Source organism: Alloprevotella sp. (genome assembly GCF_057240785.1).
Genome location: NZ_DBHHRH010000030.1, coordinates 138,800 through 164,675, shown reverse-complemented (window position 1 = coordinate 164,675; position 25,876 = coordinate 138,800). Strand labels below are relative to the sequence as shown.

The window sequence follows — 25,876 nt, the reverse complement described above, 5'->3', positions numbered from 1 at the left end:
TTGAGTTTTGTATTTTCTATAACTCGCCTCGTAACGAAGATTTGTTAACTTGACTTTGCAAATATATATCTTTATCTAAATCTCTTGCATATTTTTTGTAGAATTTTTCATTTTATTTTGCACAAAGCCCTTTTCTCTGTGAAATCAGGTCAGTTTTATACCCTCCCCAAGCTTTTTTATTCTTAATAGTAATAGATTAAGCTATAGAGTGTTTTTTCACACAAAAAAAGGTCGCCCAGTTTTGGACGACCTTATAAGAAACTTTGTGTGCTGTGAATTACTTCACGAGGACTTTCTTACCGTTGATGATGAAGAGACCCTTCTCAGCCTTCTGCACGCGGCGACCCTGGAGGTCGTAAACAACAACCTTCTGAGCTTCCTGAATAGTGCTGATACCAGTAGCAGTAGCTTCTGTTACCTTCGTAGGAGCGATTTCAGGCGTTGTACCTTTGAAGATTTGGTTGAAGATAGCCACTACGTCGTACTTCTTACCATTCACGTAATCCTTCACATCGACACCGCCGAAGAGCTGGATGCGTTCGCTACCAGAAACAGCGTAGTAGTTAGTGTACTTACCGCTCTGTTCTGATTCGATAGTGACACCCTTCAGGACAACGAGGTCTGCCAAGTGGTTCTTAGCATTGAGTTCAGCGATAGTTGTTTCAACAGGCATTGCTTCTTCTGTGCTTTCAGTAACAGTCAGATTGCTTGCAGAGGTCTGAGCATTCTTTACCACCTCAGGCATACCATTATAAACCTTGAAATCAACATCAACATAACCGTTGAGCACTGCATTATCGTTCAGTTCAAGACCAGTATTGAAAAGGATGATAGCCTTGTCGCCTTCGCGAACATAGATAGACTTAGCACCTTTCTTCGTAGTGTGAGAACCGAGCACCTTAGCATTTGTAAACTTCAGACGAACGTTTGCTTGATCAGCTGTCAGAGCGTTGAGACTAGCAATCGTCATTTCTGTAGCAGTCTGAGTTCCGCCAGTTTCACCACTGCTAGAAGTTCCGTTTGCTGTGATTTCAGCCTTGATAAAGCGGAACTGACCATTTTTAGTGCTCTGACGACCATAAGTAGCCTTATCGCCAACAGTGAGAACCACGTTGTTAGCATCGCCAGTCCAAGTCACAGTCATTGCTGTTGTATCAACAGTTACAGTACCCGTTGAAGCAGACATATCTGCTTGAGTGTAGATACCAGTCTTAGCAATATTGAACACGATAGACTTCATGTTAGCGCCCGTAGTCGTAACGGTCAATGTACCTTTGGCATACACACGAATATCGCCATCCTTGTGATGCATGGGAACAGTCTTACCTTCTGCCTTTGATGCAGTAAGAGTGTAGGTACCTGAAGTCAGCGTGAGAGCACCATTAGCAGAGGCTGTCCATGTAGCTGTTTTGTTGTCAATCGTTTCTGCTCCTGCAAACAGGGCCGTAAACAATGTAACTAAAAGAAGTAGAGATTTCTTCATAAAAAAGATATTTAATTGATAATGTAAGTAATGATGCCACAAAGGTAACGATTCTTTTGTGCTTTTGCAAAAGATTGTTTAAAGTATCTGCCTCACAATGAGTTTTTTGCTATCATTCTTCGTTCTCAACCGCTCACAAAGACTCTTTTCACACATAATAAACACACAAAAAGTCCTGCGCAAAAGCACAGGACTCTAACTGCGTTGTCCTACTCCGATTCGAACGAAGACTGAGAGAACCAAAAACTCTAGTGCTGCCATTACACCATAGGACAATCCTTGCTCCTCGTTAAAGAAGCGGTGCAAAGATAGTACTTACCGATAATACAGCAAAATTTTTTCTCCGAAAAATCATTTTTTAATAGCAAAAGAAGCTAAATGATGCGCCATAGATTGTATAAACGCACGAGTTTTGCTTTCTTTGCAATCTAATTTTAGAGTGTATGCAAACCTTTTTCCGATCTGTCCGCCCTTCTGATTTTGATACGGTATTTCGCATCCTTCGTGAAGCTGCACAAACTATGGTGGAAAAGGGGCGACAGCAGTGGGATGAAAACTACCCTGCTAAAACTGACTTACAAGCCGACTTCGATTCGGGCGTGGGCTATGTTATAGAGGAAGACGCGGAAATAGTGGCTTATGCAGCCATCTCTTTTCGCGGCGAACCAGCTTACGATGCACTCGAAGGAAGTTGGCTCTCTGCGGCGCCTTATGCTGTTGTTCATCGCGTGGCCGTTCTGCATTCCGCACTGGGACGCGGTCTCGCGCGGCGCATCTTTTCCGAAGCAGAACGCCTTTGCCGAGAACGCGGAGTGCAGAGCATCCGCATAGACACCAACTACGATAACGCTGAGATGCTCTCTCTCGTACGCCACCTTGGCTTCATTTATTGCGGAAAAGTCTACTATCAGCGCGGTACCACCGAAAAAACAGAACGCTTAGCATTTGAAAAAATATTGTAACCCTCTCCCCCACTAAAAAATAACTTATAGGAAAGAGCGAATCCTTCTCCACTCATATTTTTCCTTATTGCGTTTAGAAACACTATAAGCGCGTCAGCTGACAGTCTTATTCTCTCAGCTGACGCAATAAGGATATTCACGCGCATATACACAATAATTGCCTTTCAAAACATCCCTGCACATTTTTTCATGCGGTTATAGTCTGAAGCTATAGGATGTATAGAGAGTTTAGTAGGAACAACCTCAATATTCTTGCAATACTCATTTAGTGATATAGGAAATTCTGTATCTTTGCCAGAGAGGACCTTCCTTTTATATACTTGTATTTTATTCACATAATACTATAAACATCAGCAATATCACCAACTTTTTAGAGAACATTCTTACCCTCTACAGCACAAATCATAAACATGTAATCAAAAAAAACTGCACATGAAAACAGATAAAGAATATCCTGCAACGCATTCCATGTCTACATCATGGTATATGGTAGACGATGAGGGGAATATTGCTATTATGCAATTCGATGATAATGGCCCGATTCCACTTGGTGTACACCAGGATTGCAATTTTGCTAACAATCTAATTTTTGGAGAAGGCTTTCACAATGGCAAGATAGACGATTCAATCCAACTTACCAAAGAACAGATTGAAGAATTGTTGGGAAAACCTCATTCAGTTAGTGAGCAAGACGCTTGGTTTGAGGTCGTTGTAAAAATAGACAAGAGTCAGAAAGAACGATTCTTGAATATCGTAAATAATTCAAAGATAGAATATGAAGGGTGTATATCAGAAGAGTTGGGCCTTTACAAGATTGATGCTTGGAACTGTACTAAGTCAAATGACAATTCAATAATAAAAGGTTCAGGTCTTGACCAAATCATAAAGGCAGGAATTATTGAGTATGTCTATGACTATCCTGAACTTAATATGGATGCCAACTATAACCCTACTGAGGGTAAGATGGACTTCGTAAAGGACTTCAATCAAGCGCCATATTATATTTACTTGCAGCCCTATTGGCCTGATACAGTGCAAAAGCGCATGAATATCCCTTCTCATCCTGTGAAAATCTCACAGATTAAGAAGATTTATCACGACAAAATTCTGAAAATACCTGGAAAATTTAAGGAGCTCGAAGATTTGCAGATTGCCCGATGGTTTCCATCTGTCGTGCTTTCATGTAAAAACATAATGCACGTTGAAAACAATGAGTATGCTCTATTGCCGATGGTTGATGGAAAAGACAGGTGGGTACTTACCGACAGTTGGGTTTTTGATTTTTACGACTTCTGTCCCATCAAATCAGATAACGGATGTAAGAAGTGTGATTTTAAATGTACACTTACTTTCTCTAAAACAGACGTGTTAGAACCTACGATTCTTTTTATTGTTCCTATCACCTTTGAATACACGGATTTTTGGAATGATGAAGAATTATGTGCGTTGGAGGATAAAATGATAGCTCTGAGCTATATACCCAATGTTCCCACAAAAAACAATTGTAAGCACATGCCGATGGATAAAGAGGAGATAAAAGCAAAAATAAAGTATAAAGCTCTCTGTGAACTTTTCAAAAAATCCAGCGGCTGGCTTGAGAACATCATCTCAACCTTACGCCCTAATGTTATCATCATAGAAGATAGTGCGTGCTGCGTAGTTCAAACAGTCTTCCCAATCAGTCAGCACTGCATAGAAATCAACAAAAATTTATACCCCATATACCGAAGGTCTGAACTAGATACTCATAAGGAAGAAATTATCAGATTATCTAAAAAGCCATATCAAGGGCCCATATCGCCATATTCATATTCTATAGAGGAAATGGAAGAACTCAAAAAACAGGGGAAAGCTCATGATTGAAATATTATCTATAGATCTTAGTAACTATTGCTCCAAACAATGTCCGTTTTGTTATAACCATAGTAGTAGAAACAGTCGCGGGCTAAGGTGGAAACCACAAGAGGTGATTGACTTCACTTCTGATTGTGTTGCACATGGTATCAAAGCTGTTTCGCTTGGTGGCGGGGAGCCTTTTGAATATGAAGGTATCTTTGAAGTCATTGACGCATTGTACAATAGATGTTATCTGTCAGTAACAACGAATGGACTTCCACTACTGGATGAGTCTATCTGGAACGAACTCATGCTTCACCAGCCCGATAAGGTTCATTTCACCATACACTATCCCAATGAAGAGCATGAGGTTGCTAGAGTTCTGAGCCAGATACAAAAAATGATGCAGACGAATATTAAACCTGGCGTTAACCTCCTTGTTGGGAAGGATAAAATTGATGCAGCACAATCTGTGTATAAAAGATTAAGCGAGATCATCCCTACAGATCAAATTATTATCATTCCCCAAAGATACAGCAATACGCCAACTCCTAAACAGATTTCGATAGTAGCAGAAGGGAAGCCATTTCAAAGCCCTTCGTGCCTGTTAGAATGTAAACGCCCGCAAAACTTTGTTTCTGTATCATGGGATAAGAAAGTAAACTCATGTAGCTACGCTCCAGGAAAACAACCACTAAAAACCTTAGATTTTGCTGGAATGATGGAAGCACTTAATAACGTTGAATGGAGAACATGCAAAGCCCTTTGAGCATATTTGCCATCATCAGTATGATGAGATAGTTCTAAAGAAAACGAAGCTTCATCAGCTTTTTTCTGGCAACACTTGTTGTAATAAAAAGCCAGCGTGATGACTGTATTACACTTCTTGTACCTGACTACAAAGGCGCTCCACAGAGAGGCAGTGAAACAAAAAAACCATTCCCGAGCCACAAAGATTCGGGAATGGTTGGTATATGAAGGTATAGGTACTTACTTCTTAATGAGTTCGAGACCTTTCTTGACAATATCGCTGCGGCGATTGACGAATTGGAAGTATTCGTTGCGATCCCACACATCATAAATAATGAGGCTCTTTAGCGTGAAACGCAAGTCGGGGAGCGTTTTTTGCATTTCCTTATCGTCCTTGGCTTCTATCTTTTTCTGCTTGCCGGCTTCGATAATCTCATCGATGAGCGTTTGCGGTACTTCGTAAGTGTCCATAAACTTTTTGAATTCGGGATACTGGCGTTTGATTTCCTTGCGGTGGTTGTCGATGAATTTCAAACTTTTCTCATTGATGATATTGGCACGGCGCAGAGCGAGGTAGTATTTGGAGTAGGTTGTAGTATCGAGCGGTACGAAGACATCGGGCATGATGCCACCGCCACCATAAACGATACGTTGCTTCTCCAATGTGCGATACACTTTAGTAGAATCGAGATGGATGCTGTCTTTACATACGAGTTCGCCGTGCTTATAGCGCTGCTCGAGGTCTTGGTTGTACTCGTCCTTCTGTCCTTTGACGTATGGCTTCTGAATACAACGCCCAGAGGGCGTGTAGTAGTGGGCCGTAGTCAGGCGAATCATAGAGCCATCGGGGAGAGGTATGGGGCGTTGTACAAGGCCTTTGCCAAAGGTGCGACGTCCAACAATGGTGCCGCGGTCGTGGTCTTGGATAGCTCCCGAAACGATTTCGGCAGCTGAAGCGGTGTATTCATCAACGAGTACCACTAATTTACCATTTTGCATGAGTCCGCCACCTTCGGCCGTGAGCACCTGCTTGGGCTGTTTGCGGCCTTCAGTATAGACCACGAGTGCACCTGGTTTCAAAAACTCATTTGCCACCTCAACAGCAGAACCTAAATATCCGCCGCCATTCATCTGAAGATCGAGAATGAGATGCTTCATACCTTGTTTCTGTAGGGCTTTGATGGCATCGTTCATTTCTTTACCACTGGTGGCACCAAACTGCTCGAGATGGATATAGCCAATACCGGGTTCTATCATGTAGTAAGCGTCGAGCGTGTTAAGGGGGATTTTGTCGCGCGTAACAGTGAAGTAGAGCGTCTCCTTCACGCCGCGGCGCACAATGCCGAGTTTCACTTTCGTTCCCTTCGGGCCGCGCAGCTTTGTCATGATGCTATCGCGGCTCATTTTCACGCCGGCAATGGGGAGGCCATCAACGCTCACGATGCGGTCGCCAGAGAGGATTCCGACTTTCTCGCTCGGTCCTTTGCGCACGGTTTGGATGACCACGAGTGTATCTTCCAGCATATTGAACTGTACACCGATGCCTTCGAAGTTGCCATCGAGCGGCTCTGTGAGCTGCTTGGTTTCTTTCGCGTTAGAGTAAGAGGAATGAGGATCGAGCTTGTCGAGCATGCCTCGAATGGCATCTTCGGCCAACTTCTTTTGATCAACACTGTCCACATAGAGACTGGTGATGGCCATTTGCGCCATCTGCAATTTGCGAAGCTGCTCAACGTCGATGTCGCCGAAATCGTGCTGCGCATGAAGACCGTTCGCGCAAAGCAGGGCGAACAGTAGGAATATGTACTTTTTCATTGTTCTATTTTATTTTCTGTTTTTTTAGGGAGAAAGTCGGAGACGTCTTTGCCAAAGGCAATGAGTTCGCGCACAACGCTCGAACTGATATAGGCGTGGCGTTCTTCGCAGAAAAGCATCACTGTTTCGACTCCTCCGAGGCGTTGGTTCATAGATGCCACGTCGCGCTCGTATTCGAAGTCCTTCACACTACGCAGTCCGCGCACAATGAACTGTGCATTGTGGCGGCGCGCCAAATCAATGGTCAAATCATTGTAGCTAACAACACTGATGCGTGGCTCATCTTTATAGAGTTCGCTGATTTCTTGTACGCGTTGTTCTGGCGTGTAGAGCGGACGTTTGCTTCCATTCACACCCACACCAATGATGATTTTATCAAACATGGGCAGGGCGCGCTCCACGATGCTGGCGTGGCCAACAGTGAAGGGATCAAACGACCCTGGGAACACGGCTATCTTCATAATGTCTGTTCTTTTTATTAGAGCGCGAAGTTACGATTTTCCTAACTTTTTGCCTCTGTTTTCACATCTTTTTGATATAAACAACTGAACAATAAAAACCGCAACAAAGGCAGCGGACTGACTGATTGTTGCGGTTTTATTACTGAATAGGACAAAAAATTATTCGTCCAATATGTCGTTATCAACATCTCCTTCTGCGAGATCTTCTTCCACCACAAGGTTATCAATGATGAAGTTCTGTCGCTCAATGGTGTTCTTACCCATATAGTAGCTCAAGAGATCGCTCACCTTATCGCTTTTGTGGAGATGAACTTGTTCGAGACGGATGTCGGGCCCTATGAAGTGGCGGAACTCATCGGGGGAAATCTCGCCAAGACCTTTGAAACGGGTAATCTCAGGGTCGGGACTTAGTTTCTCAATCGCTGCCAAGCGTTCGGCTTCTGTATAACAGTAGATAGTTTCATATTCGGAACGATCGCTGTTCTGGGCTTTTTTCAGAATGGCAGCTCCCGCACTTTTATCTGTTACGGTCTTCACTTTTGCCGCCTTCACTTTTTTCTTCTTATTGCGTACGCGGAAGAGCGGCGTCTGAAGGATGTAGACGTGGCCCGTCTTGACAAGTTCGGGGAAGAACTGGAGGAAGAAAGTCAGCATCAGCAGGCGGATGTGCATTCCGTCCACGTCGGCATCCGTGGCTATAATAACTTTGTTGTAGCGCAAGCCGTCGAGCCCGTCTTCAATGTTGAGTGCCGACTGCAAGAGATAGAATTCACGGTTGGTATAGACCACTTCTTTCGTCTTTCCGAAGCAGTTGAGCGGTTTTCCGATAAGGCTGAACACTGCTTGCGTGTTGGCATCGCGGCTCTTGGTGATGCTACCGCTGGCAGAGTCGCCCTCGGTGATGAAGAGGCTCGTGTCCTCGCGCAGGTCGTGGTCGTCCTCTTCGCGGTTCTTGCTGCCGGCTCGCTTACCTTTGATGGTATCGTTGAGGTGCAGGCGGCAGTCGCGGAGCTTCTCGTTGTGGAGATTGGCTTTCTTAGCGCGCTCACGAGCCACCTTGGTTACTCCCGCAATGGCTTTGCGTTCTTTTTCGCTGTCTTGTATCTTTTGCTGAATAATTTCAGCAATGTCGAGATGCTTGTGTAGATAGTTGTCGACGTGCTCCTTGATGAAATCTCCAACAAATTTATTCACGCTAATGCCTGAAAGGGGGAAAGGACGACCATTCTTATCTTTATCGGGCGCCATTGAAAGAGAACCAAGTTTTATTTTAGTTTGACTCTCAAACATAGGCTCTATCACGCGAATCGCAATAGCTGCAACGAGTCCGTTGCGCACATCTTGCACGTCGAAGTTCTTTCCGAAAAATTCTTTGAACGTTCGTGCTATATGCTCTTTGAAGGCACTCTGATGCGTACCGCCTTGCGTGGTGTGCTGGCCGTTGACGAAGGAGTAGTATTCCTCACCATACTGATTGGTATGCGTGAACGCAATGTCGATTCCCTCACCTTGCAGATGCACGATGGGATAGAGACTTTGCTCCGTCATATTGTCGTTGAGCAAATCCTCAAGACCATTGCGAGAGATGATGCGGCGGCCGTTGTGGAAGATGGCGAGACCCGTATTCAGATAGGTGTAGTTGCGCAGCATATTGCTGACAAATTCATCGTGGAACTTGAAATGGAGGAACAGCGTAGGGTCGGGTTCAAAATAAATATATGTACCGTTCTCCTCCTCTGTGTCGCCCTCGTTTTCGCTAACGAGTTTGCCACGTTCGAAGGAGGCTTCGTGGAATCGGCCATCGCGATGACTACGCGCTATAAACTTCTGGCTGAGTGCGTTGACAGCTTTCAAACCCACACCATTCAGACCCACACTGGCAGTGAAGACAGCTGTATCGTACTTAGCACCGGTGTTCAACTGCGACACGGCAGCCACCAGCGAACCCAAGGGAATGCCGCGACCGTAGTCGCGAATGGAGGCTCCCTTTTCGTTCTCCACTTCCACTTCTATACGCTTACCGAAACCTTCGTTGAATTCGTCGACGGAATTGTCTATCGTTTCTTTCAACAGCACATAGATACCGTCTTCGGCATGGCTACCATCGCCCAATCGGCCGATATACATACCAGGACGCGTACGGATATGGTCCGTATCGTCCAAGTGGCGGATTTTACTTTCATCGTATTCTTCGCGCTGATGATATTCAACTGCGGGCGTCAGTTCTGCTTCCTTTTCTTCTGCCATTATATGGTTGGGACTTTGTCGTTATGCTGTATTTAGATATCTGCTTTGTAGCAGCGGCGGCGCTTGTGTTGCTCTGTTTTGAAATATTGCCACTGGCTTTGCACCTTCTCATTGATTTCCAACTCGGGGTTGCTCTCTGCATATTCAAAGCCCATTTGCTGATAAATGGGGATGAGATCCGTGAAGAGCAGTGCGTTCACACCTTTACCCTGATAGTCTGGACGAACGGCAACAAGCAGCAAATCCAACACTTTGTCGTGTTTCCATTTCAGCGCCTTCACCAGATGGAACCACCCGAAGGGGAAGAGTTTGCCTTTCGCCTTCTGCATGGCGCGCGAAAGAGACCCCATGGAGATTCCAACGCAGACAAGCTCGTTGTTCTCATTTTCAATGAGCGTCACCATTCGCAAATCGAGCAGAGGAATGTACATATTTACATAGCCGTCAATCTGCCGATCGGTCATACGAGAGAAACCAAACAGGGGGGCGTAAGCTTCGTTGATAAGCTCAAAGATGCGGCGACCCAAATTGTTTTCCTCTACATCCTTACGGTTTTTCAGCTTACGGATGTGAAGATTATAGCGCTCTTGGATAATCTTAGAAATGCGTGCATGCTTTTCAGGAATGGCTTCGGGGATATAAATTTTCTTCTCTACCCAATCCACTGCTTTCTCCATACCCAGTGCTTCAAAATGCTCGGGATAATAGGGATAGTTATAGATAGTGGCAATGGTGGACAACTGGTCGAAGCCTTCAATCAAAGCCCCTTCTGCATCCATATCGGTGAAGCCTAAAGGCCCTTGCAATTCAGTCATTCCGCGCTCCTTGCCCCACGATTTTACCGTATCGATGAGTGCTTGGCTCACTTCTTTGTCGTCGATGAAGTCGATCCAACCAAAGCGAACCACTTTTTGATTCCAAGTGCTATTAGCACGATTGTTAATGATAGCAGCTACGCGACCTACAATTTTTCCATCTTGCAAAGCCAAGAAATATTCGGCTTCACAAAATTCGAAAGCAGGATTTTTCGTTGTGGAGAAAGTGTTGAGCATATCCTCGTACAGATCAGGCACGCTGTACGCATTGTCTTTGTATAGCTCATAGTTGAAACGAATGAACTTTTTCAGGTCACTTTTTGTTTCAACCTTTTTGATTTCTACTGACATATAAATGTATTGAGACTTATTAGCTTGCAAAGATATGGAAAAACTAATGAAAAGCAAACTTGCAACAGGGGAAGGCGCATATCAAAAGTAGCCCACACATCTCTCCTTGGAGAGATTGTAGTTCACAAAGAGTAGAGTATAAATAAAAACACGATACCAGAACCAATAAACAGTTAATAAACAACAAATTATCATCTATTCCACTTACAAAGCAAACAAAGAATACGATTTAACGCACACAGCAACACTTCTATCTGAATATCAGAAGAATTCATTAAGGATATAACAGGTTTAATTGAACAAAAAAGATGGCCTCCCCTACTGCTTTTAATACATTCTTATTCCAGCCGTTGGCTTCCTTATTGCCTCAACTGACACAATAAGCGCGTCAGCTGATAGCCTTATTGCATTTTCAAACGCTATAAGGATATTTCCGGCCACATTTGAAAAATAAGAAGAAAAGACAGAGAAACACATTCTCACCTACTTTCCTCACAAGAGTACAACTAATTATAAAATAACATATTGTAGAGAAAAATTTTATTCAGAAACCTTTTCTTTTTGCAAAAACCGATAGAATAAAGGCTTTGCGGGGATCCTCTGTCAAACTGATTCTGACAAATAAGAAAAATAGAGAGAAAAAAGATTTGGAGACAATGAAAGTAATACATATCTTTGGAGAGGGAATTATTCTCTCTCAATAAATTATAGTACTCAATATGGCTAACACTAGGTCACTCGAAGCTAAGGTTGTGCGGCTTGCTCGCAAACTGGGCTATGCTTCTGCCAAGTACTTAAAAGTATGGCGAGGCTATGATGTCTACAGAGCTTTTGATGATGAGTCAATGGCCGATGTAGAGTCTCCCATGGATGGTCCTACTTTCATTCTTGCGAAAGATGGCTATCTGCGGTATGCATCTCTTGACGAGACAGCAGTGCTCCAATGAAAACCAGCAGGTGTTTCAGGCTGCTGGACTGATGTAAACTTAGTCCTGTTCGTTGGAATAGAGATGAAGAACAACGGAAAAAAAGGAAACCGCCTCAATGACGGTTTCCTTTATTTATGATCAAAGATATACGGATTTAGTATTTGTGATCTTCTTCTTCCATTTCCTTGCGCGTGATGGAGCGTAAGTCAATAGCGCGCCAGCAATAGATGATATAGGCAAGGACGAAGGGAATAACTAACGAAACTATTGCCATCGTGCGAAGCGTGAATTCGCTTGAACAACTGTTTTCAATGGTCAAAGAGCTTTGCAAATCGGCCGTAGAGGGATAGTAGCTCGTTCCATTGAGACCAGCAATGAGGAACAATGCCATAACGGTCAGTACCGTACCTATACCTGCTGCCCAAATACCGCGCTTGAACGCGGGGCGAAGGAGGGTCAAGATAATCCCTGCCAAAACTCCTACTACACCAACGAGGAAAAGCAACAGAATATAGATATTGCCAAACAGATTGGCGGCATATTTTCCACTCTCTAAACTAACAACGCCGTTGGCATCGACAGCGAAACCTTCTCCCAGCAAGAGTTTGCCCACAAAAGCCAAGAAGAAAATCAAGAATGGAACAACATCAATGAGCAACTGACGGCGGAAGCGAGGGAGCAGTACTTCATCATCAATATTATTGATGAGGTAGAGCGAACCCAGCAAGCGCGCCAAGAAGAACACAGCAAAACCTAAACACCAGTTCCATGGATTGGCCAACGCCTCAAGTCCATGCCAATTGTTAGCCCAGCTACTGATGACTGGCATCAGATCAGCACCTCCGATGGCATTCTTTTCTACAATAAATTCTGAACCCGTAAAGAATGTGGCTACTGCTGCACCCAAAAGGAAAGGGCCGAAAAAGCCGTTGAAACCAAGAAAAGCGCGAAAAACATTACGCCCGTAAACATTTCCAGGTTTGTTCTGGTATTCGTATGCCACAGCTTGCAGAACAAAAGAGGCCAAAATGAGCATCCACACCCAATAGGCACCACCAAACGAGGTGCTATAAAATAAGGGGAAGGAGGCAAAGAAAGCTCCACCAAAGGTGACGAGCGTGGTGAAAGTAAACTCCCATTTACGGCCCGTGGAATTAACGATGAGCTCGCGCTCTTCTTCTGTATGACCAATGCGAAAGATGAGGGTGTTTGCTCCTTGTACGAAAAGAAGGAATACGAGCAAACCACCCAGCAGACTGATGAGGAACCACCAGTATTGTTGCAAAAATTGATAAGTTATCATAGAGATTCGGAATTATGGTTCTTGATGGCCTTTGTGAGGATGCTAACTTCAGCAATGAGCAACACTGTGAAGATAGCAGCAAAAAGGAAGAATGTGATGATGACACTGGAGCTTTGCAAATTAGAAATACCAGCGTTGATAGGGAGCATATCTTGAATGATCCATGGCTGACGGCCCACTTCCGCTACAGTCCAACCTGCTTGACCTGCAATGTAAACGCACGGAATTGACCAAAGACCGGCCTTCAAGAGCCAGCGCGTATCGGCCAACTTACCCTTGCGATCGTACCAAGCAAAGAGAAGAACAATCAGCATGAGCAATCCACCTAAGCCCACCATTAAACGGAACGACCAGAATACAATGTCAACGGGGGGCACAAGGTCTTCCGCTTTCTGAATATGACCATAGCCAAAATAAGGCATGTTGGCTTTAAGGCGTTGCGCAGCAGCGGCAGCAGCCACACTATCTTTTCCAACAGCGGCACGGTAAGCTTGGAAATCGGCCAAAGCTTGCTTGCCCAGCACCATTTTCTCTTTACCACCCAGCTGCTTAGTGCCATCGGGGAGTGTATAACCATTGATGAGATCGTTAATTCCTGGCACATAACCATCGAGGTCGTGTGTTGCCAAAACAGAGAGAACGCCTGGAACTTCAACACCTGGTACAATAGAGAAATGAGCGCGCTGACCGCCATTCTGCAAACCTTCTGCAGCAGCCAGTTTCATCGGTTGATTCTTAGCAATATCTACACCGCTTTGGTCACCTGTACCCATCACAACGAGAGTGCTAATAATACCTACCCACGTTGCCACGCGGATACTGCGGAGCGCCATTTCCTTGTTGCGCTTTTTCAGCAAGAACCAGCAGCTCACACCCAACACGAAAAACGCGCCAGTCATCCAGCCGCTTGATACTGTGTGGAGGAACTTAACGACAGCTGTTGGACTAAGAGCTACCTCTACGAAACTTACCATTTCGTTGCGCACCGTAAGCGGGTTGAACTCCATACCAACGGGATGTTGCATCCAAGCATTTGCTACAAGAATCCACCATGCAGAGAGAGTGGCGCCGATGCCCGTCAACCAAGTGGATGCCAAGTGAAAGCCTTTGCTCACCTTGTTCCAGCCGAAAAACATTACAGCAATGAACGTAGACTCCATAAAGAAAGCCACGATACCTTCAATAGCCAGTGGCGCACCGAAGATGTCGCCCACAAACCAAGAATAGTTGGACCAGTTGGTTCCAAATTCAAATTCCAGAATCAAACCAGTAGCAACGCCAATGGCAAAGTTAATACCAAAAAGCTTCATCCAGAATTGCGCCGTTCGCTTCCAGAATTCGTCTTTCTTCACATAGTAGAGGGTTTCCATAATGGCCATGATAAGGGCCAATCCCAGTGTGAGTGGCACGAACAGCCAGTGATAGCAGGCTGTCAGCGCAAATTGCGCACGTGACCAATCAACAAGAATAGATAAAAGTTCCATTGATAGATTTTATTTTAATTGAGTTTTCATTTCATTAGTTTTCTTCCTACCATCTCTGCTTTTTCTTTGTCGTTAAGACCTTTATAGTAGGGTTGAAAAAAGAAAATACGCAGAACTACAAAGAAAACAAATAATTTCAGAATTATGATAAGCCACAGGGTACGTCCCCATGTCATGTTCCGAAATCCTTCTATATAGAATCGGAAGATTCTCTTAAATATATTGGTGTTCTGTTCCATATTTCTTTAGCTAAAAGAAGAAAGGAGACAAAGATAAAACATTTTATAATCTCTGCAAAAAGCGTTAAATATTTTTTAAGAACTCTGCACCAGGATTCTTTCTACAAAATATTCCACACAAAGACAAATGTTGTTTAGGACAAACAAAACAGCGTACTCCTCAATCCAGAAGAATACGCCGTAAATTGTTTTGAATCTTTAGAGGTACTAAAAGTTGAATAAATCCTCTTACACAATCAATTTGATTCAAGGATATTGCGCGTCAACTCTATAAAGAATTTTGTACGCTCAATCTATTTTATTCACCGTCCTAATTACTTCTTCAGCGCGTCCAGTGCTGCTTCGTAATTGGGTTCATGAGTGATTTCGCTCACCACCTCTTCGTAGACAATCGTACCTTCTTCGTCAATCACGATAACGGCACGAGCTTCAAGCCCCTTCAGTGGACCGTCGGTAATCTCTAAGCCATATTTCTCTGAAAAGCATCCGCAGCGGAACACGCTTACAGGAACTACATTTTCAAGCCCTTCTGTTGAGCAGAAACGCTGCTGAGCAAAGGGGAGATCCTTGCTGACACAGAGCACAACGGTATTCTCTAATTCGGAAGCTTCTTTATTGAAACGGCGCACGGACATGGCGCAAACTTCGGTATCGAGACTGGGGAAAATATTCAGCACAACACGTTTGCCGAGCAGTTCGGGCAGATGAAGAACACTAAGATCACCACGAACACCGCCAAACTTGGGGGCTTTTTCACCTACTTTGGGAGGCTCACCCACTAATGTAACGGGGTTGCCAAGAAATGTTACTTGCATAAAAGTCTGTTTTTTTAATTATTGATTATCTTCGCAGACAAAGATACTTCTTTTTTATATGATACACCCTCTCGCTAAGTTTCTTTTTTGTCCTTGTTGCGGTTCTGCACACTTCGAGGTGAACGATTTCAAATCGAAGCGTTGCACAGACTGTGGTTTCACTTTCTACCACAATGCAGCAGCGGCCACTGTGGCTGTTATTCTCAATTCGCGCAACGAACTCCTTGTCACTCGCCGCGCCTTCAATCCAACGGCAGGAACTCTCGATCTTCCTGGAGGCTTTGTGGATGCGGGGGAAACTGCTGAGGAGGGCATCGTGCGCGAAGTGGAGGAAGAAACAGGCGGAAAGGCTGTGGTGGAAAAGTTTTTATTTTCCTTGCCCAACGAATACGTTTATTCCGATTTCATCGTACACACCACAGATCTTTTCTTTTTATGCCAATTACTCGATGAAACGGCACTTATTGCACATGATGATGCCGCAGCACTTTTCTGGATCCCTTTGGCGGACATACGCCCCAGCAACTTTGGGTTAGCATCTATTGCGGCAGGGGTTCAAAAGCTATTGGATAGCAACATCAGTTATACACCAACGTAGTAAGACGATTTACGTCGTACACCTCTGCCGCAATCTCTTGGAGCTGTTGAGGCGTGAGTTCGCGGAGATGCTCCACCACTTCACGACTACCTTGGTATCGGCCATAATGAGCAAAGCTTTTTCCGAGCCCGATGGCGTGTTGTTCTAAATTTTCATCCGAAATTCCTATTTGGCCAATTACTTGCTTGAGAGCGGCATTGAGCTGATTCTGCGTTAAAGGCTTCTCCACCATTCGGCGAAGCTCTTTGTTGATGAGTCTGCGACAGCGCTCCACATCGGCCACATCACAACCAAAATAAACTTCCCACAGACCTTCGTCGGGATAGGTTGCCAAATAGGAATCAACAGAGTAAACCAATCCAGCATGCTCGCGCAAACTCAGATTAAAGCGAGAGTTCATACCAGGACCACCTAAGATATTATTCAAAAGAAAAAGGCCGTAGCGACGCGGATCCCGCCCACCAAAAGTTCTATTACCTATAAGAACGTGTGCTTGATGAGTGTCGTGGTGACGAAAAAGGGTAACGGCTTCGCGCGGCTTTTCAATCGGTGCAGTAGTTTGTTGCAAACGTGGGGCACTATTAGTGGACACAGAACCAATCCCCTCTGTAAGTTTTTCGAGCGTACGCACAATGCGGTTGAAGTCCACATTACCATAAACAAAGAACACACAGTTGTTCGGTTGATAATAGCGATGTGTAAAAAGTAGCGCGTCTGCAGTACGATATTCATGAAGTCGTTCTTTCGAGCCCAAGATATCACGCCCTAAAGGATGGTTTGGAAAAATAAGACTCTCAAACTCATCAAAGATAAGTTCGGAAGGGCTATCTTTATAACTATCGATTTCATCGCAGATAACCTCTACTTCTTTATCTATTTCATGCTGCGGAAAAGTACTATTAAAAACTATATCTGTGAGCAAATCAGCAGCGCGCCGAAAGTCTTGGCGCAGGATTGTAGCATAATAAACCGTTTCTTGTTTGGTTGTATATGCGTTTAGGTCTCCACCCACACGCTCCAATCCATTGGTGATTTGCCACGCCTTGCGATGAGTAGTCCCTTTAAAGGTCAGATGCTCGATGAAATGGGCCATTCCAGAATCTTTTTCATCCTCGTGGCGTGTGCCTGCACAGACAACGTAGCCACAATAGAGCACTTCTGAACGAGAAGGTTCATGAATGATTCGTAGACCGTTAGAGAGAGTATGTGTTTGATGCATTATTTTTAGTTTCTTATCGGATAGGACAAGAGCTGTCTCCATCTATTTTACCACATTATGCCTTGCGGTGTTTCTTGGGTAAATCCCAATACATAAAATGTCCGATGAAAGCAAGGATAAGTGCAGTGTTGATACCCACACGTACCCATACATTCCACGTTTCTGGCTCCTGTTGCATGATGAAGAAGAAAAGAGCCGTAATGGCAACGTAGACAAAGATACTCTTCAAGGGATAGTTGATGGGATAGTATTTCTGCCCCACAAAATAGCTCAGGAGCATCGCCGTTCCGTAACCAGCAAAACCGGCCCAGGCGCAAGCCATGTAGTGGTATTGCGGAATGAAAAGAACATTAACCGCGATGAGAACCGAGCAACCAACGCCTGAAAATACTGCCCCCCAAATGGTGCGATCGGTGAGTTTGTACCAAAAACTCAAGTTGAAATAGACACCCATCATTATTTCTGCTGCCATAACGATAGGCACCACGCGAAGCCCTTCCCAATAGCCCCGACCGATGACATGGCGCAAGATATCCATATATCCCATAACGATGAGGAAAGCTAAGAGGGTGAAGATAATAAAATACTTCATTGCCTTGGCGTATGTTTCTCTGTTATCTTTGTCTCTACTTTTACCAAACACGAAAGGCTCATAGGCATAACGGAAAGCTTGGGTAATCATCGCCATAATCATAGCAATTTTTACGGCTGCACCATATATACCTAATTCAACGTGTCCCTGCCGTCCGCTGCGAATCATCGGGTAAATAATCTTATCGGCTGTTTGGTTCAAGATACCTGCAACACCCAAAATAAGTATGGGCCAAGAATAGCTCAACATACGTTTGAGCAAGGGGCGATCCAGTGTCCAGCGGAAGCCCGTCAACTCTTTCCAGAAACAGAACGTGACGCTCCCCGTGCAGAGCAAGTTGATATAGAACACATAGCTCACATCTACCACGTCGCCTTCTGCCAGCAGCGGAGCCACCGCACAATCAGGCCCTGTATAAAGCGTTGGAACAACGAGGAAGTAAATCAGATTGAGCGAGATATTAAGGAAGATAAAGAGCAATTTCAACACCGCAAACTTATATGGGCGACGCTTGTAGCGCAGATATGCAAAGGGTATGCACTGAAATGCGTCAATTGCCACACAGACTGCCATAACCCAAACATACTGTGGCGTTGAAGCATATCCCAACGCAGATGAAATGGGAGTTAAAAAGCCCAACACGAGGGCCACAAAGAGCACTCCCACCAACGCCACAGCGATGAGCGTTGTGGAATAAACCCGTTCAGGGTTCTCACCTTCTTTGTTCACATAGCGAAAGAAGGTGGTTTCCATGCCAAAGGTCAAGATAACCAAGAGCAGGGCTGTGTAGGCATAAATGTTTGTAACAACACCATAGCCTCCCGATGCCACTGCCATCTTTATCGTATAAAGCGGCACGAGCAGATAGTTGAGGAATCGTCCGAGGATACTGCTCATACCATAGATAACAGTATCTTTTACTAAAGACTTTAAGTTTGCCATTTTATCTATTTTTTATTGCCCTGCAATCTTGAAAGAGATCTTATAAGGCCATGTATATTTTAGCGATTTCATCGAGGTTCTTTGCATGCTTAAAAGCTAAGGTTTATAGCGTGCATGCTTACCCAAAGAAAAGATAACAAACACCTATGGCAGCAACCACGCCTGCTAAGTCGGCCAACAATCCGCAGACTACGGCGTGGCGCGTACGACTCACACCGATACTACCAAAATAAACGGCCAAGATGTAGAATGTAGTATCTGTTGAACCTTGAAAAATACAACTCAAGCGCCCAATAAAGGAATCCGCACCATAAGTATTCATCGCGTCTACCATCATACCTCGCGCGCCAGAACCAGAAAGAGGCTTCATGATGGCTGTTGGCAACGCGCCCACCCAGTCGGCATTGGCCCCGGTCAATTCCACACACCAGCGAATGCCACCAATGAGCCAATCCATAGCACCCGAAGCACGAAAAACTCCGATGGCAACGAGGATGGCGATGAGATAGGGAATAATACGCACGGCGGTGGAGAAACCCTCCTTTGCTCCTTCGATGAAAGCATCGTAAACATTGATGCGCTTTCTCATTCCGGCTACTATAAAAGTAATAATAACCGTGAACAGCAACACATTGGCAGCAGTACTACTAATGGCGTTCATCTGCTCTGGCTTCATTTGCATAAACACACCTATCAAAGCTACAATCAAGGCAATTGCTCCACCGAGCGTGAGCAGAAGGGTGCGGTTCAGCAGATTGATATGTTGATAAAGAGCAGTGATGATAATACCTGCAATCGTGGCTATAAAAGTTGCAATCAGTATTGGCACAAAAATATCCGTTGGTTGAGCTGCTCCACATTGGAAACGGTAGGTCATGATACTGACAGGAATTAGCGTCAACCCACTCGTATTCAGTACAAGGAACATAATCATAGGGTTGGTTGCCGTGTCTTTCTTCGCATTCAGCTCCTGCATTCCTTCCATTGCTTTTAGTCCGAGCGGCGTTGCCGCATTGTCGAGACCAAGCATATTGGCAGCAATGTTCATAAAGATATTGCCGTAAACAGGATGATTCTTCGGAATATCGGGGAAGAGGCGTGTAAAGAGCGGACTCAGAAAGCGCGCCAACACATTGACAACTCCACCCTTCTCGCCAATTTTCATAACACCCATCCAGAGTGAGAGCACTCCCGTCAGTCCCAACGAAATCTCGAATCCTTGCTTCGCCGTTTCAAAAGTAGAGTTCATGATATTGGGAAATACTTCCACATCGCCGAAGAAAATAAGTCTCACAACGGCAATCACAAAAGCAATGAGAAAAAATGCGATCCAGATATAATTTAGTACCATCTTAAATATTATAGTGTGCTAATGGCTGCAAAGATACAAAAATGCAAGCGACATACTAAAGATTATAGAGTCTCTCTTCTTTCAGTGAGCCTCATAAAAAAGAAGTAACGCTTTTATACTACGCCAATTTATACTCATAAACAAAGACTTATAAATCAGCCCAAAGCTTCTAAAGCCTTTTCTAAACATTTCTCTTTAGAGTAGACTTATTAAAGTAGGAACATAAGTTTCAAACAAAGGTTTACGATTAAAAAGGCCTAAAACACAATTGATTCTGAAAGAAACTATTATCTTTGCACGATTTTAAGACGAAAATATATTTTTAATAGATCTATTTATAACGATGAACGTAATTACAAAAACCGTCGAACTGCCTGATGGACGCACCATCAGCATTGAGACTGGTAAGCTTGCTAAGCAAGCCGATGGTGCTGTGATGCTCCGTATGAACAATACGATGCTGCTTGCCACCGTCACTGCCGCTAAAGACGCTGTTCCTGGTACTGACTTCATGCCCTTGCAGTGTGACTACAAAGAGAAGTATTCTGCTGCTGGTCGCTTCCCCGGAGGTTTCACAAAGCGCGAAGGTCGTGCTGGCGACTATGAGATTCTGACGAGTCGCCTTGTTGATCGCGCTCTCCGTCCCCTCTTCCCCAGCAACTACCACGCTGAGGTTTATGTCAACATCATCCTTTTCTCTGCTGACGGTGTAGATATGCCCGACGCTTTGGCTGGTTTCGCAGCTTCAGCCGCTTTGGCTGCCAGCGATATTCCTTTCGATGGTCCTATCTCTGAATGCCGCGTGGCTCGCATTAATGGAGAATTCGTCATCAACCCAACTTTCGAACAGCTCAAGCAAGCCGATATGGATTTGATGGTGGGTGCTACGGAAGACAACATCATGATGGTGGAAGGCGAAATGAAAGAAGTGCCCGAAAGCGCACTCCTCGCTGCTCTCAAAGCTGCCCACGAAGCCATCAAGCCCATGTGCCGCATCCAGAAAGAACTGATGAAGGAACTCGGCACCGACGTGAAGCGCGAATACTGTCACGAAGTGAATGATGAAGAGTTGCGTCAAGAAATTCGCAACGAACTTTATCAGCCCGCTTACAACATCATCGGTAAGGCTCTGCCTAAGCACGATCGCATGGATGCTTTCGATGCTCTCCGCGAGAACTTCAAAGAGAAATATGCTGAAGCACATGCCGACCTGACAGCTGACGAACTCGAAGAAAAGAATACGCTCATCGACAGATACTATAACGACGTAGAACGCGACGCAATGCGCCGTTGCATTCTCGACGAAGGCAAGCGCCTCGACGGACGTAAGACAACGGAAATTCGCCCCATCTGGTGCGAAGTAAGTCCGCTCCCCGCTCCTCACGGCTCTGCCATCTTCACCCGCGGTGAAACGCAAGCTCTCGCCACTACCACTCTCGGCACGAAACTCGATGAGAAAATGGTGGACGACGTGCTGGACAAGAGCTACCAGCGTTTCCTGCTCCACTACAACTTCCCTCCTTTCTCCACTGGCGAGGCTAAGGCGCAGCGCGGCGTAGGTCGTCGCGAAATCGGTCACGGCCACTTGGCATGGCGCGGTATTAAGGGGCAGATTCCTGAGGATTTCCCCTACACCGTTCGTGTTGTGAGCGATATTCTCGAATCAAATGGTTCGAGCTCTATGGCTACTGTCTGCGCTGGTACATTGTCTTTGATGGACGCTGGTGTGCCTCTCAACAATCCCGTCAGCGGTATTGCTATGGGTCTTATTAAGAATCCAGGCGAAGAGAAATATGCTGTTCTCTCCGACATCCTTGGCGATGAGGACCACTTGGGCGATATGGACTTCAAGACTACAGGTACTGTAAACGGTCTGACTGCAACGCAGATGGACATCAAGTGTGATGGTCTGAGCTACGAGATCCTCGAAAAGGCTCTCGAACAAGCTAAACAAGGTCGCGAACATATCCTGGGAGAGATGCTTAAAACGCTTCCGGCTCCTCGTGAAGACTTCAAGCCACAAGTTCCTCGCATCGTGCAGTTTACTATTCCTAGAGAATTTATCGGAGCTGTCATTGGCCCGGGTGGAAAAATCATCCAGGGCATGCAGGAAGAAACTGGCGCCACTATCACTATCGACGAAGACGAAAGAGGTGGTGTCGTACAGGTTAGCGCTCCCAACAAGGAAAGTATCGATGCAGCAGTTGGTAAGATCAAAGCCATTGTTGCTATTCCCGAAGTGGGCGAAGTTTACGATGCAAAAGTTATTAGCATCATGCCTTACGGCTGCTTCGTAGCATTCATGCCGGGCAAGGAAGGTTTGCTCCACATCTCTGAGATTGCTTGGAAGCGTCTCGAGACTGTTGAGGAAGCTGGCATCAAAGAAGGCGACACAATCAAAGTAAAGCTCCTCGAAATCGATCCAAAAACGGGCAAGTTCCGCCTCTCTCATCGTGTGCTCGAAGAGAAACCCGAAGGCTGGGAGGATCGCCCACAGCGCCGTCCGCGCCGCGATGGTGACAACCACGGTGAACGTCGTCCGCGCCGCGAAGGCGGTTTCCGTGACCACCACGAGCGTCGCAACTTTGGCGAAGAGCAGCAAAAGCCGGAAGGCAGCAGCTTCGATTTCTAATCAGAAAATTTATATGATTAAATAGCCATAGGCACTTTGGAATCCCCCGCAGGTCTAACCACCAGCGGGGGATTTTTGTTGTTTGCTTTCTCTTTTGAGTTTTCCTCCTATCAGCTGAGCCAATCTAAACAGTCCGATCTGTCCGTGCCCGAAGCTCTACGACACAAAAAAGTATAAAACTTTTGTTATGCAGGGATATTGGCGTAATTTTGCCACTCAAACCTCTATAAACATCAACGTTATGAAACTCTTGCTTTTAGGGAGCGGCGGACGCGAACATGCTTTAGCATGGAAAATAGCACAAAGTCCCAAAGTCGAAAAACTCTACATCGGTCCTGGTAATGCCGGCACGGCGGCCGTTGGAGAAAATGTGGAGATGACACCAACTGATTTCGATGAGGTGGCAGACTTTGTCATCAACTACGAAATTGACATGGTGGTTGTTGGACCAGAAGTGCCGCTTGTTAAAGGTATCACAGATTATTTCCAGAATCATAGTTTGCTCCGCGATGTGAAGATCATCGGTCCTTCTAAGGTGGGTGCACAATTGGAAGGTTCGAAGGATTTTGCCAAAGGCTTCATGAAACGCCACAATATCCCCACGGCCGCTTACGCCACCTTCGACGGCGACCACGTGGAAGAAGGTTGCCGATTCTTAGAGACACTCTCAGCACCTTACGTCCTTAAAGCCGACGGGCTTGCAGCAGGAAAAGGCGTTCTGATTGTCCCAACACTGGAAGAAGCCAAGAAAGAACTCCGCGAAATGCTCGGCGGAATGTTTGGCAACGCCAGTAGCCGAGTGGTCATCGAAGAATTCCTGAGTGGCGTTGAATGTAGCGTCTTCGTTCTGACCGACGGTAAGAACTATCAGTTGCTCCCCGAAGCCAAAGACTACAAACGTATTGGCGAAGGCGACACAGGATTGAATACAGGCGGTATGGGAAGTGTCACTCCCGTTCCTTTTGCCTCTCGCGAATGGATGCAAAAAGTGGAAAAAGAGATTATACGTCCAACTGTAAATGGGCTTGCAGAAGAAGGCATCGACTATAAGGGTTTTATCTTTTTCGGCCTCATCAACTGCGATGGGCAACCGAAAGTTATCGAATACAACTGCCGCATGGGCGATCCCGAAACAGAGAGCGTCATGCTTCGCCTGAAGAGTGACATCGTAGACCTTTTTGAAGGTGTGGCCGAAGGTAACCTCGACCAGCGCAAAGTGGAATTCGATGAGCGTGCGGCAGTCTGCGTGATGCTTGTCAGTGGTGGCTATCCAGGCGATTATCAGAAAGGATTCCCCATTACGGGAGCAGCCGTTGAAGGAAGCGTTGTGTTCCATGCTGGAACAAGCATCAAGAATGGACAACTCGTTACAAATGGTGGCCGCGTTATTGCCGTTAGCTCTTATGGTAAGACACAGCAAGAAGCTCTGGCACAGAGCATGAAGGGGGCAGAACAAATCCAATATAAGGGTAAATACTACCGTCGAGATATCGGAAAAGATGTACTGTAAGTAGGGATAAAGGAATAGGCACAAGAAAGTTGCTACTTCGCTCATCTCTTCGCGCAGTCAGAATCTTTGGGGAGTTTCCCAACAGCCCCCTCGCAACTTTATTCATAAGAATGATTGATAAAAGTTTCAGAAACAAAGTAGTCACTGGGCCGCTCACGTTGCCCATCATGGTCGTCATCGCCAGTATTCTCTGGTTTGTATTCGACCCCATAACTATTTGGAGTGTCGGAGGTTTGGCTTCGACACTCTTCATGGCTTATTTGCTGATGGAGCTCAACAATCGCAACCAACTGCTGCGCATTCGTTCGCGCATGGTGAGCTGTACTTTTTTGATGCTCTCCGTAGCTTGTACATTCACACATTCGCTCAGTTGGCAGATGGTTCCCGCCTATTGTTTAGTGGTGTCCTACCTTCTTCTCTTCAACTCCTATCAAAAGTCGCGTCCAGAAGGCATCATTTTCCACACTTTCTTTTTCCTCGGTCTCGGAAGCCTTGCTTTCCCTCCGATGCTTCTACTCCCCATCCTTTTCTACCTCGAAATGGTTGTTCAACTACGTTCGCTCACTTGGCGCACGTTTTTAGCAGGCATTTTCGGACTTATTATCCCCTATTGGTTTCTTGCCGGCTGGGCTGTATGGAAGAACCAGCTCGATACAGCTTTTCTCTATTTCCTCCCCTACTTTGAATATCAAATTCCCGACTACAAGAGCATTCCTCTCTGGCAGTATGTCAACTTTGGCTTTATTCTGGCACTCGTCTTGTTGGGACTCATCCACTACTATCGCACGAACTTCAACGACAAGATTCGTGTGAGAATGTGTTTCTACATATTTATCATACAAGAACTGGCCTTTATTGGCGGCATGGTGGCTTATCCTTGTTTCTTCAATTATCTTTTCCCTCTTCTGATCGTCAATAGTTCTCCACTCATTGCCCACTATTTCACCCTTGCAAAGGGGCGAGTGCTCATGAACATCTGGTTCATCTTTTGGTTAGTCCTCACCTTCGCACTCTATTGTTATAATTCAGGATTACTACCCTTGGAGAGTTGGTTGAAAGACCTACTCCCTCTATAAACAGACTCACACTATGCTTGACTCCCTCCAACAGCTCCTGATCGAAAATGGTGCCCTCGGAATGTTCCTTGCAGCATTTTTGGCTGGAAGTTTCCTCCCATTCAGCTCCGAAGTTGTGATGATTGCTCTGCTCACAGCAGGTACTCCCGCCACAGAACTTCTCATTTGGGGAACGCTGGGAAATGTTCTTGGTGCACTCTTCAACTATTTCATCGGTTCCTTGGGAAAAGAAGAATGGATACAGCAATGGACGAAGGTTTCACCTGAAAAATTAGAAAAGGGAAAGCAAAAAGTACGCAAATATGGCTCTTGGGCAGGACTCTTAGCATGGATTCCTATCTTGGGAAGTGTCATTACTGTGGCCATGGGCTACCTTCGCACCAATCTTCTCTACTCTGTGTTCAACATTGCCGTAGGGAAATTTGCCCGTTATGCCATACTTATCTCCGCCTACAAAGCACTATAA

21 protein-coding genes are annotated in these 25,876 nt (G+C 45.3%); 9 read left to right on the top strand and 12 right to left on the bottom strand.

What is annotated here, in order from left to right; translation table 11 throughout:
• Positions 1 to 277: 277 nt before the first annotated feature.
• Positions 278 to 1,483 carry a hypothetical protein gene (locus ACO4R2_RS06950; protein WP_484769690.1) on the bottom strand — a complete coding sequence of 402 codons (1,206 nt, stop codon included), beginning with the start codon at positions 1,481 to 1,483 and terminating at the stop codon, positions 278 to 280.
• 443 nt (positions 1,484 to 1,926) lie between these two features.
• Between ACO4R2_RS06950 and ACO4R2_RS06945 the strand changes: the two genes are divergently transcribed.
• The 3 genes from ACO4R2_RS06945 to ACO4R2_RS06935 all read left to right on the top strand — a co-directional run bounded on the left by ACO4R2_RS06945 (position 1,927) and on the right by ACO4R2_RS06935 (position 5,050).
• Complete coding sequence (locus ACO4R2_RS06945) at positions 1,927 to 2,445, top strand: GNAT family N-acetyltransferase (protein WP_484769689.1); 519 nt, start codon at positions 1,927 to 1,929, stop codon at positions 2,443 to 2,445.
• A gap of 432 nt (positions 2,446 to 2,877) precedes the next feature.
• Positions 2,878 to 4,308, top strand: a complete 1,431-nt coding sequence (locus ACO4R2_RS06940; RefSeq protein ID WP_484769688.1) for a hypothetical protein — start codon at positions 2,878 to 2,880, stop codon at positions 4,306 to 4,308.
• Positions 4,301 to 5,050: a radical SAM protein gene (locus tag ACO4R2_RS06935; protein ID WP_484769687.1), complete on the top strand. Its 750-nt coding sequence runs from the start codon at positions 4,301 to 4,303 to the stop codon at positions 5,048 to 5,050. Before ACO4R2_RS06940 ends, ACO4R2_RS06935 begins: the two co-directional genes overlap by 8 nt.
• Before the next feature lie 221 nt (positions 5,051 to 5,271).
• On the opposite strand, the gene ACO4R2_RS06930 is transcribed toward ACO4R2_RS06935, so the two are convergent.
• The 4 genes from ACO4R2_RS06930 to ACO4R2_RS06915 all read right to left on the bottom strand — a co-directional run bounded on the left by ACO4R2_RS06930 (position 5,272) and on the right by ACO4R2_RS06915 (position 10,720).
• Positions 5,272 to 6,846, bottom strand: coding sequence for a S41 family peptidase (locus tag ACO4R2_RS06930; RefSeq protein WP_484769686.1), 1,575 nt, complete (start codon positions 6,844 to 6,846; stop codon positions 5,272 to 5,274).
• Positions 6,843 to 7,307, bottom strand: a complete 465-nt coding sequence (gene coaD, locus ACO4R2_RS06925) for a pantetheine-phosphate adenylyltransferase (protein WP_484769685.1) — start codon at positions 7,305 to 7,307, stop codon at positions 6,843 to 6,845. Before coaD ends, ACO4R2_RS06930 begins: the two co-directional genes overlap by 4 nt.
• Before the next feature lie 159 nt (positions 7,308 to 7,466).
• Positions 7,467 to 9,554 (bottom strand): toprim domain-containing protein, encoded by a 2,088-nt coding sequence (locus ACO4R2_RS06920; RefSeq protein WP_484769684.1) that lies wholly within the window; start codon positions 9,552 to 9,554, stop codon positions 7,467 to 7,469.
• A gap of 32 nt (positions 9,555 to 9,586) precedes the next feature.
• A complete protein-coding gene (locus ACO4R2_RS06915; RefSeq protein ID WP_484769683.1) occupies positions 9,587 to 10,720 on the bottom strand; it encodes an N-acetyltransferase in 1,134 nt (377 codons plus the stop codon).
• Between the two features lie 719 nt (positions 10,721 to 11,439).
• On the opposite strand from ACO4R2_RS06915, the gene ACO4R2_RS06910 reads away from it, so the two are divergent.
• The gene (locus ACO4R2_RS06910) at positions 11,440 to 11,667 is read left to right on the top strand and encodes a hypothetical protein (RefSeq protein ID WP_311490058.1); all 228 of its coding nucleotides are present in this window, start codon (positions 11,440 to 11,442) and stop codon (positions 11,665 to 11,667) included.
• Between the two features lie 136 nt (positions 11,668 to 11,803).
• Here the strand turns inward: ACO4R2_RS06910 and ACO4R2_RS06905 are convergent, their stop codons facing one another.
• The 4 genes from ACO4R2_RS06905 to tpx all read right to left on the bottom strand — a co-directional run bounded on the left by ACO4R2_RS06905 (position 11,804) and on the right by tpx (position 15,490).
• The gene (locus ACO4R2_RS06905; protein ID WP_484769682.1) at positions 11,804 to 12,952 is read right to left on the bottom strand and encodes a cytochrome d ubiquinol oxidase subunit II; all 1,149 of its coding nucleotides are present in this window, start codon (positions 12,950 to 12,952) and stop codon (positions 11,804 to 11,806) included.
• Entirely contained in the window at positions 12,949 to 14,436 is a 1,488-nt protein-coding gene (locus ACO4R2_RS06900) for a cytochrome ubiquinol oxidase subunit I (RefSeq protein ID WP_484769681.1), read from the bottom strand. The genes ACO4R2_RS06905 and ACO4R2_RS06900 overlap by 4 nt, the downstream gene beginning before the upstream one ends.
• Before the next feature lie 26 nt (positions 14,437 to 14,462).
• Complete coding sequence (locus tag ACO4R2_RS06895; protein ID WP_484769680.1) at positions 14,463 to 14,675, bottom strand: DUF4492 domain-containing protein; 213 nt, start codon at positions 14,673 to 14,675, stop codon at positions 14,463 to 14,465.
• Between the two features lie 314 nt (positions 14,676 to 14,989).
• Positions 14,990 to 15,490 carry a thiol peroxidase gene (gene tpx / locus ACO4R2_RS06890; RefSeq protein WP_484769679.1) on the bottom strand — a complete coding sequence of 167 codons (501 nt, stop codon included), beginning with the start codon at positions 15,488 to 15,490 and terminating at the stop codon, positions 14,990 to 14,992.
• Between the two features lie 58 nt (positions 15,491 to 15,548).
• Between tpx and ACO4R2_RS06885 the strand changes: the two genes are divergently transcribed.
• Positions 15,549 to 16,088: an NUDIX hydrolase gene (locus ACO4R2_RS06885; RefSeq protein ID WP_484769678.1), complete on the top strand. Its 540-nt coding sequence runs from the start codon at positions 15,549 to 15,551 to the stop codon at positions 16,086 to 16,088.
• Here ACO4R2_RS06885 and ACO4R2_RS06880 read toward each other — a convergent pair.
• From ACO4R2_RS06880 to ACO4R2_RS06870, 3 genes are all read right to left on the bottom strand, one after another.
• On the bottom strand, positions 16,069 to 17,307 hold the full coding sequence (locus ACO4R2_RS06880) for a M16 family metallopeptidase (RefSeq protein ID WP_484769677.1): 1,239 nt from the start codon (positions 17,305 to 17,307) through the stop codon (positions 16,069 to 16,071). The two genes, ACO4R2_RS06885 and ACO4R2_RS06880, sit on opposite strands and share 20 nt — an antisense overlap.
• 55 nt (positions 17,308 to 17,362) lie before the next feature.
• Complete coding sequence (locus ACO4R2_RS06875; RefSeq protein ID WP_484769676.1) at positions 17,363 to 18,841, bottom strand: oligosaccharide flippase family protein; 1,479 nt, start codon at positions 18,839 to 18,841, stop codon at positions 17,363 to 17,365.
• A 118-nt stretch (positions 18,842 to 18,959) separates the two neighbouring features.
• Positions 18,960 to 20,192 (bottom strand): nucleoside recognition domain-containing protein, encoded by a 1,233-nt coding sequence (locus tag ACO4R2_RS06870; RefSeq protein ID WP_484769675.1) that lies wholly within the window; start codon positions 20,190 to 20,192, stop codon positions 18,960 to 18,962.
• 343 nt (positions 20,193 to 20,535) lie between these two features.
• On the opposite strand from ACO4R2_RS06870, the gene pnp reads away from it, so the two are divergent.
• The 4 genes from pnp (at position 20,536) to ACO4R2_RS06850 (ending at position 25,876) form a co-directional block, all read left to right on the top strand.
• On the top strand, positions 20,536 to 22,824 hold the full coding sequence (gene pnp, locus ACO4R2_RS06865) for a polyribonucleotide nucleotidyltransferase (RefSeq protein ID WP_484769674.1): 2,289 nt from the start codon (positions 20,536 to 20,538) through the stop codon (positions 22,822 to 22,824).
• A gap of 241 nt (positions 22,825 to 23,065) precedes the next feature.
• Positions 23,066 to 24,334, top strand: a complete 1,269-nt coding sequence (purD, locus tag ACO4R2_RS06860) for a phosphoribosylamine--glycine ligase (RefSeq protein WP_484769673.1) — start codon at positions 23,066 to 23,068, stop codon at positions 24,332 to 24,334.
• Positions 24,335 to 24,444: 110 nt separating this feature from the next.
• On the top strand, positions 24,445 to 25,410 hold the full coding sequence (locus ACO4R2_RS06855; RefSeq protein ID WP_484769672.1) for a hypothetical protein: 966 nt from the start codon (positions 24,445 to 24,447) through the stop codon (positions 25,408 to 25,410).
• A 13-nt stretch (positions 25,411 to 25,423) separates the two neighbouring features.
• Entirely contained in the window at positions 25,424 to 25,876 is a 453-nt protein-coding gene (locus ACO4R2_RS06850) for a YqaA family protein (RefSeq protein ID WP_484769671.1), read from the top strand.

What these genes read in the sequence shown, in the direction of transcription:
- ACO4R2_RS06950 (WP_484769690.1), bottom strand. Translation starts at nt 1,483, where the DNA reads ATGAAGAAATCTCTACTTCTTTTAGTTACATTGTTTACGGCCCTGTTT.
- ACO4R2_RS06945 (WP_484769689.1), top strand. Translation starts at nt 1,927, where the DNA reads ATGCAAACCTTTTTCCGATCTGTCCGCCCTTCTGATTTTGATACGGTA.
- ACO4R2_RS06940 (WP_484769688.1), top strand. Translation starts at nt 2,878, where the DNA reads ATGAAAACAGATAAAGAATATCCTGCAACGCATTCCATGTCTACATCA.
- ACO4R2_RS06935 (WP_484769687.1), top strand. Translation starts at nt 4,301, where the DNA reads ATGATTGAAATATTATCTATAGATCTTAGTAACTATTGCTCCAAACAA.
- ACO4R2_RS06930 (WP_484769686.1), bottom strand. Translation starts at nt 6,846, where the DNA reads ATGAAAAAGTACATATTCCTACTGTTCGCCCTGCTTTGCGCGAACGGT.
- coaD (WP_484769685.1), bottom strand. Translation starts at nt 7,307, where the DNA reads ATGAAGATAGCCGTGTTCCCAGGGTCGTTTGATCCCTTCACTGTTGGC.
- ACO4R2_RS06920 (WP_484769684.1), bottom strand. Translation starts at nt 9,554, where the DNA reads ATGGCAGAAGAAAAGGAAGCAGAACTGACGCCCGCAGTTGAATATCAT.
- ACO4R2_RS06915 (WP_484769683.1), bottom strand. Translation starts at nt 10,720, where the DNA reads ATGTCAGTAGAAATCAAAAAGGTTGAAACAAAAAGTGACCTGAAAAAG.
- ACO4R2_RS06910 (WP_311490058.1), top strand. Translation starts at nt 11,440, where the DNA reads ATGGCTAACACTAGGTCACTCGAAGCTAAGGTTGTGCGGCTTGCTCGC.
- ACO4R2_RS06905 (WP_484769682.1), bottom strand. Translation starts at nt 12,952, where the DNA reads ATGATAACTTATCAATTTTTGCAACAATACTGGTGGTTCCTCATCAGT.
- ACO4R2_RS06900 (WP_484769681.1), bottom strand. Translation starts at nt 14,436, where the DNA reads ATGGAACTTTTATCTATTCTTGTTGATTGGTCACGTGCGCAATTTGCG.
- ACO4R2_RS06895 (WP_484769680.1), bottom strand. Translation starts at nt 14,675, where the DNA reads ATGGAACAGAACACCAATATATTTAAGAGAATCTTCCGATTCTATATA.
- tpx (WP_484769679.1), bottom strand. Translation starts at nt 15,490, where the DNA reads ATGCAAGTAACATTTCTTGGCAACCCCGTTACATTAGTGGGTGAGCCT.
- ACO4R2_RS06885 (WP_484769678.1), top strand. Translation starts at nt 15,549, where the DNA reads ATGATACACCCTCTCGCTAAGTTTCTTTTTTGTCCTTGTTGCGGTTCT.
- ACO4R2_RS06880 (WP_484769677.1), bottom strand. Translation starts at nt 17,307, where the DNA reads ATGCATCAAACACATACTCTCTCTAACGGTCTACGAATCATTCATGAA.
- ACO4R2_RS06875 (WP_484769676.1), bottom strand. Translation starts at nt 18,841, where the DNA reads ATGGCAAACTTAAAGTCTTTAGTAAAAGATACTGTTATCTATGGTATG.
- ACO4R2_RS06870 (WP_484769675.1), bottom strand. Translation starts at nt 20,192, where the DNA reads ATGGTACTAAATTATATCTGGATCGCATTTTTTCTCATTGCTTTTGTG.
- pnp (WP_484769674.1), top strand. Translation starts at nt 20,536, where the DNA reads ATGAACGTAATTACAAAAACCGTCGAACTGCCTGATGGACGCACCATC.
- purD (WP_484769673.1), top strand. Translation starts at nt 23,066, where the DNA reads ATGAAACTCTTGCTTTTAGGGAGCGGCGGACGCGAACATGCTTTAGCA.
- ACO4R2_RS06855 (WP_484769672.1), top strand. Translation starts at nt 24,445, where the DNA reads ATGATTGATAAAAGTTTCAGAAACAAAGTAGTCACTGGGCCGCTCACG.
- ACO4R2_RS06850 (WP_484769671.1), top strand. Translation starts at nt 25,424, where the DNA reads ATGCTTGACTCCCTCCAACAGCTCCTGATCGAAAATGGTGCCCTCGGA.